The organism is Bradyrhizobium sp. (assembly GCF_049581145.1).
Lineage (GTDB): Bacteria > Pseudomonadota > Alphaproteobacteria > Rhizobiales > Xanthobacteraceae > Bradyrhizobium.
On record NZ_JBAURI010000782.1, the window covers coordinates 1 to 6,379 of the forward strand.

7 protein-coding genes are annotated in these 6,379 nt (G+C 63.8%); 5 read left to right on the plus strand and 2 right to left on the minus strand.

The features are described 5' to 3' along the window. Positions 1-196 precede the first annotated feature (196 nt). From WCB02_RS25825 to WCB02_RS25840, 4 genes are all read left to right on the plus strand, one after another. Positions 197-454: a hypothetical protein gene (locus WCB02_RS25825; protein WP_423962593.1), complete on the plus strand. Its 258-nt coding sequence runs from the start codon at positions 197-199 to the stop codon at positions 452-454. Between the two features lie 90 nt (positions 455-544). After that, positions 545-754 carry a cold-shock protein gene (locus WCB02_RS25830; RefSeq protein ID WP_423962594.1) on the plus strand — a complete coding sequence of 70 codons (210 nt, stop codon included), beginning with the start codon at positions 545-547 and terminating at the stop codon, positions 752-754. 239 nt (positions 755-993) lie between these two features. Next, on the plus strand, positions 994-2,130 hold the full coding sequence (locus WCB02_RS25835) for an acyl-CoA desaturase (protein WP_423962598.1): 1,137 nt from the start codon (positions 994-996) through the stop codon (positions 2,128-2,130). Between the two features lie 97 nt (positions 2,131-2,227). Beyond that, the gene (locus WCB02_RS25840; protein WP_423962595.1) at positions 2,228-4,099 is read left to right on the plus strand and encodes a tetratricopeptide repeat protein; all 1,872 of its coding nucleotides are present in this window, start codon (positions 2,228-2,230) and stop codon (positions 4,097-4,099) included. On the opposite strand, the gene WCB02_RS25845 is transcribed toward WCB02_RS25840, so the two are convergent. Together WCB02_RS25845 and WCB02_RS25850 are read right to left on the minus strand one after the other, a co-directional pair. Next, positions 4,089-4,583, minus strand: coding sequence for a hypothetical protein (locus tag WCB02_RS25845; protein ID WP_423962599.1), 495 nt, complete (start codon positions 4,581-4,583; stop codon positions 4,089-4,091). The genes WCB02_RS25840 and WCB02_RS25845 overlap by 11 nt on opposite strands. Positions 4,584-4,803: 220 nt before the next feature. Then, on the minus strand, positions 4,804-5,217 hold the full coding sequence (locus WCB02_RS25850) for a nuclear transport factor 2 family protein (protein ID WP_423962596.1): 414 nt from the start codon (positions 5,215-5,217) through the stop codon (positions 4,804-4,806). Positions 5,218-5,384: 167 nt separating this feature from the next. On the opposite strand from WCB02_RS25850, the gene WCB02_RS25855 reads away from it, so the two are divergent. Further along, a partial coding sequence (locus WCB02_RS25855) for a flavin monoamine oxidase family protein (protein ID WP_423962597.1) occupies positions 5,385-6,379 on the plus strand: 995 nt, incomplete at its 3' end.

The following is a 6,379-nucleotide window of genomic DNA, read 5'->3' on the forward strand; positions in this document are numbered from 1 at the left end:
CGCCAGGCGTAGGTCACAGCTGCGGCGCCACATAGCACAACAAGCGCGAGCGCCGGCACGATGATACGGCCTATCGATGGAACGGTCATGTCAGCATTCCTATCCGATGGATGGCTATCGGAACTCGCTGGTAACCCTGCGCTGATTTTTTCCCGTCATCAAGTCGGCCCGGCAGGTAAATTCCGGGCTGCCGGCGGTGAATTCCGGGCTGCCGGTCGTCATGGTTAAGGTCGTTGCAAGTCTTGATCGAGCAACCATGGCGCCGCAGTCAAACTGGAATTGCGATGACGTCGCTCTGCATGACGGCCGGCATTCAGACGGGACCAGTCACGAATTTATGCACCCTGTGCGCGAGAAATGGAAAAACCGCTTGCAAATCAATGAGGCGATCGCCATCTGGCGGAAATCGAGTTTCGGCCGAACGACTTGGCCTCGCCGCTTCTGGCGCGCCTGACTGACGACCCTCCGCAGATTCGAAACGAACTTGCCGTGCCCCCGAGCGCGGCTCCAAGCACCCATCGCACTATCCAAAGGACGCTCTCCGATGACGACGGGAACTGTGAAGTGGTTTAATAGCCAAAAGGGTTTTGGCTTCATTGCGCCGGACCAGGGAAACCAGGACGTTTTCGTCCACATCAGCGCGGTCGAGCGCGCCGGCATGAGCACCCTCAACGAGGGTCAGAAGGTTTCATTTGATATCGTTGCGGACCGCCGCACCGGTAAATCGGCCGCTGAAAATCTGCGCGCCGCATAAGCGTCGCAGTCCTGCCATGCTGCTCTGACCACGGATGTGCGGAGCCTCTTGTTCGTGCCCCGCGGCAGTCTTCCAGCCGCGGGTCGTTTTGACGATACCGCGCGAAAGGCGCGCGGCGTCGTAACCATGCGTTGGCGGTCGTGACCGTCTATTGGCGGGAATCGTCCCGCGCGTTCCAACAACCAAGGGGTTTGCGCTTGGCAACTGATATCGACGTCGCTCCGGAACACGACGACATCATGTATCCGTCGGTGATTCCGTTTTTGTTGATCCATTTGGGCTGCGTCGCCGCGATCTGGTCAGGTGTTACATGGCAGGCGATCGCAGTCGGGGTGGGCCTGTACTGGTTGCGCAGGTTCGCGATCGGGGCCGGGTATCACCGGTACTTTTCGCATCGGGCCTACGCGACGAGCAGGCTCTTTCAGTTCATCCTCGCGTTCCTAGCCCAGTGCACCGCTCAGAAGAGCGTATTGTGGTGGGCCGCGAAGCATCGGCATCATCATTTGCAGTCCGATACCAGCCAGGATGTCCATTCGCCCCGGCAAAGGGGGTTTGTGTACAGTCACGTCGGCTGGATTTTCGCGCGACAGCACGATGGGACCGATCTCCTGAAAGTGGCCGATCTGGCTTCGTATCCCGAGTTGATCTGGCTGCATAAGTTGGAGCTTGCGCCGGCGATCCTGACCGCGGTCGTGTGCGCTCTCATCGCCGGATGGTCCGGGCTCGTGGTCGGTTTTCTCTGGAGCACCGTCGTGTTGTATCACGCGACGTTCTGCATCAATTCGCTCGCGCATGTCCACGGCCGCAAGCGGTATGTGACGGGAGACGATTCGCGCAACAACTGGCTGCTCGCGCTCTTCACGATGGGCGAGGGTTGGCATAACAATCATCATGCCTACCAAAGCAGTGTCCGGCAGGGCTTTCGCTGGTGGGAGCTTGATCCGACGTTCTACATTTTGACAATCCTGTCCTGGCTCGGGATCGTCTGGGATTTGAAGGCGCCGCCCGCGCAGGTCTTGCGCAACGAGCATCGGCTGGGATCGCGCGTGATCAAGCGGGCGGCCGAACAACTGGCCGGACGATTCAATCCCGAACGGATCGCGCTTGCGATCAGCGCATCGGCCCAGAGCTCCGAATTGTCCGCGCTGCGGGATGCGCTTGGCCGGCTGCAGCATCGTGCCGACCTGCTGTGGAATCTGCGCCTGCCCGACATGCCGACGCGGGAGCAGTTCCTGACCGAGGCAAGGGACATGTTTGCGAAGACGATCTCGCTCGATGACATCGTCGACCGTGCCTACGAGCTGCTGCTGGAATCCGTCGGCTCGCTCCTGGGAGCTCCGGCGCCATGGGCCATGGCTGAAGCGAAATCGGTCTGATTTGACGCTGCGCAAGTGTCCGGCGGGTCGGCGAAAATCGACGTCATGGCACGAATCATCTAGCTGTTGCCGGATCGTCTCTCGCCGAGACCGGCTCATGAATCGTCACGAACGTCGCGCCGCCGCCCAGCGATCCAAAATCGGCGCGACGAGCGGTTCGAACGGCGCGGGCGCAAGCGCAGCAGCGGCGGCGCTTTATGAGACGGCATTGCGCCACATGCAGGCCGGGCGCGATGCCGACGCGGAAAGCTCTTGCCGGCAAGCGCTTGCGGTGGAGTTCCATCACGCCGGCGTCCTGCATCTGATGGGGCTGCTGTCGCTGCGAGCCGAGCGGCACGATGAGGCTGTGGCGTGGATCGGTCGCGCCATCGCGCAGGAGTCCAAGCCGGAATTTCTTTTCAGCCTTGGCATGGCGCTGCGGCATCAGGGCCGCCCTGCGGCGGCGCTCGAGGCGTTCGACAAAGCGGTTCGGCTGCAGCCTGACGACGCCGACCTGTGGAAAAGCCGCGGCGACGCTCTCGCCGAACTGGAGCGTCCGGCTGACGCCCTGGAGAGCTTTCAGCAGGTGCTCAGGCTGAAGCCGCGGCATTGGGACGCTGCGAACCGGTGCGGTATTCTTCTCCACAAGCTCGGACGATGGCAGGAGGCCGTTGCCTGTTTCGACCTCTGCAACGGGCTGCGGCCGGACGACGTCACGACCTTGATCATGCGCGTCAGTTGCCTGTCGAGCCTGAAGAGGTTCGACGAGGCATTGGCCGTCGCAGAGCGGGCGCAGGCGCTGGATCCCGGCAATGCCGACGTCTGCAACAATCTCGGCTCGCTGCTTCAGGTGCTGGGGCGAGACGAAGAGGCGTTGGCCTGGTTCGATCAGGCGATCAGGCTTCGTTCGGACTTCACGGAAGCGTTTCACAACAAGGCGCTCACGCTCACACGGCTGCGAAGGTTCGACGAAGCTTTTGCGATCTACACACACTTGAAAACCGCCAATCCAAATGACGCGCTGGCGGATTTGAGCCGGGCCCATCTGCAGCTCCTGACCGGAAATTTCGAAGCCGGCTGGGCCGGTCGCGAGGCGCGGTGGCGGGTGCCGTCGGTTCGAACGACCTATCCCAGGCTTGCGCAACCGATGTGGCTCGGCATCGAAGCGCTCGAAGGCAAGACCATCCTCCTCGGTGCGGATGAGGGATTTGGCGATACCATCCAGTTCGTCCGCTATGTGCCGCTCTTGGTGGAACGCCGTGCCCGCGTCGTTCTTGTGGTTCAGGATTCGCTGCACGCCCTGTTGTCGGACCTGCCCGGCGTTTCGCGGTGCGTTCCGATCTCGGCCACCAAGACCTCGCCCTTGCCGGCGTTCGACATCCACTGTCCGTTGATGAGCCTGCCGCTGGCCTTCAGGACCAGGCTCGATACGATTCCAGCGCCGCTCGCGTATCTCCCGCGGCCGGCGCCGGCCCGTATGCAGGCCTTTGAGGATCGCCTCGGCCCCCATGACAGGTTGCGGGTCGGCCTGGTCTGGTCCGGCAATCCGGGGCACCGCAATGATCATAACCGATCGATCCCGCTGCGCGGCCTGACGCCCCTGTTGGACGCCGATGCGAGGTTCGTCAGCCTGCAGAAGGACGTCACTGCCGCCGACAGGGCGACCTTGCTTGAGCGACCCGACATCGTGGATTTGAGCGCTGATCTTGCCGATTTTGCCGATACGGCAGCACTGGCGAGCTGCCTTGATCTGGTGATTGCGGTCGACACCAGCGTCGCCCATCTCTCCGCCGCGCTCGGCCGGCCGACCTGGATCCTGTTGCCGCGCACGCCCGACTACCGCTGGCTGCTCGACCGCGACGATACTCCGTGGTACCCGACGGCGCGGCTTTTCCGGCAAACCGAGACGTGCGACTACGCCGTTGTGCTCGACCGGATGCAAGCCGAGTTGAGCGCGCAAATCTCCGCATTCAGGCAAGTCACTGGTTGAGCCGCGCCACGGCCGAAGGGGACGATGGGTCGTCGACGCCATCGCTCCGTTCGCCAGCGATCCCGCCCCGCAGCCGGTCGTGCCAGCGCTCCGCAAACGCGACCCACGCCGCCGCGTCCCGAAAATCGACCTCGGCGAACCACTCGGTCGTGCGCATGCCGTCCGGCCACAGGCGATCCTCGCTTTGCCAGCGCAACACCGGCCAGCGCGGATTGCGCGACGGGCGTCTGCTGTCGTCGTGGAGCGAGGGGCGGCCGAGATGGTCACTGAGCCAGGCCATCACCTCGGGCAGAAACGTGTTTGCAAAGGACAGCCCGTGCCGACCGAAACGCTGCGGCGTGCGCAGCAATCGCTGCTCGATCAGGGCGAATGCCGGTGGTGCGCCGTCGGCATGGTACTGCCGCATCACCAGCAACCGGAAACCGCAATCGAGCCATTGCGCGGGAACGGCGCGGATGGCGGTCGCGTGCGAATGGGTGTCCATCATCGACTGAGCGCAGCCCTCGTCCGTCCGGCGCAGTCTCGGCGGCCCGAACAGCGGTCCAGCCGACGAAAGCGGCATCCGGCGAGACGAGTGATCGCGCAACGCCGTTCGTTTCGTTTCTCACACACTGCGCGAAATCCGACATGGCGATCGTGACAATCCCGACATTCTGGCCCGATCGTTGCTTGATATCATCAAGTTCCGTGCCAGCTCCGTGACGCTAGTGCAGGCGCCGCGTGGGGTCGGACGCGTCTTCCTGCGGCTGTCTGATGATCTGTGCAATCGGGCTCGACTGGTGATGGACGAGACGCCAGGCACCGTCGATGCGCCTGAAGGCGTTGGTCGCGGCAAGTGCTGCCCCATCGACGATCTCGATGCAGAGCACCCGCCCGCTGTCGCCGTCGATGATCGCATAGGGTTCGGCACAGGTGATGCGCGGCCGGGAGGGATTCTGCACGATGTCCCGCCAGCTGTCCATGACGGCGGTTCGCCCGATCAGCGGCGGCCAGCCCGGATGGATACAGCTCATGCGGTCATCGTCCGCCCACAGGCGGGTCATGGCCGCAAAGTCTCCTGCCGCGAAAGCGGCATAGAAGGTTGTGTTGGCGGCGATGATGTCACTCTCGTCATTCATGCCCTTCGGGTGGGCCAACAGTGACCGGAAATCAAGTCCCGATTCCGGTCCTTTGGCGGGCGGAAGACAAATTTGGTTTCGGACCTGCGAAAGCCGAGGCGCGGTGACCGGTCCTTGCGCGGTTCTTGCAAGACCCCTCTCGATCAAATGACAGCGAGGGTTGCGTCATGCTGGATACCGCCATTGTGGGGGGTGGATTGTGTGGTCTCGCATTGGCGCGGAACCTGCGACGACGCGATGCGCGGTTTGGGCTGTTCGAGGCGCGCCCGCGGCTTGGCGGGCGCATCCTCCCGGCTGCCGGCGCGGGCTCGAAGCTGGGGATCGACCTCGGCGCCAGCTGGTTCTGGCCGCAGCAGCAGCCCGAGACCGCGCGACTGATCGCCGATCTCGGGCTTGCCGATTTCGCTCAGCATGACGAAGGCGCGGTGCTGCATCTGAGTGATCCCGACAGGGCGCCCGAGTCCGTCCTGGATAAATCGGTTCACAACGGCGCCCGCCGTCTGGTGGACGGCATGGCAAGCCTGGTCGAGGCGCTTGTGCGCGATCTGCCGCAGGACCGCATCCATCTCGGCCATGTGCTGACGCGCGTGACGGATCGCGGCGACCACACAGCGCTCACCTTCGTGGCGAACGACCACGAGGTCGAGATCGAGGCGCGCCGGGTCGTGCTCGCGCTGCCGCCGCGCCTGCTCGCCGAGCATGTCCGCTTTGAGCCGGCGCTTGACGATGCGACAGGCGAGGCGATGCGCAACGCCGGAACCTGGATGGCCTCACAGGCCAAGGTGGTCATCAGCTATGACCGGCCATACTGGCGCGAGGCGGGGCGATCCGGCAATGCCTTCGTCACCCACGAGCAGGCGGTGATCGGCGAAATCTTCGATGCCTGCGACGCGCGTACCGGGCATGCCGCGCTCGGCGGCTTCCTCGCATTGTCGCCGGACCTGCGCGAGAGCTTCAGCGCGGGGCTGCCGATGCTGATAGCGAGCCAGATGGTCCAGGTCTTCGGTTCAACGCTCGAGCAAGGCGGCCAGCACTATCAGGATTGGGCGACCGAACGCTTCACCTGCAGTCCGCTGGACCGCGTCACGCCGGCGTCCGACCGGATCGATGTCGCCAACCCGCTGCTGCGGCGACCGCTGTGGGACGGGAAACTGTTTTTGGG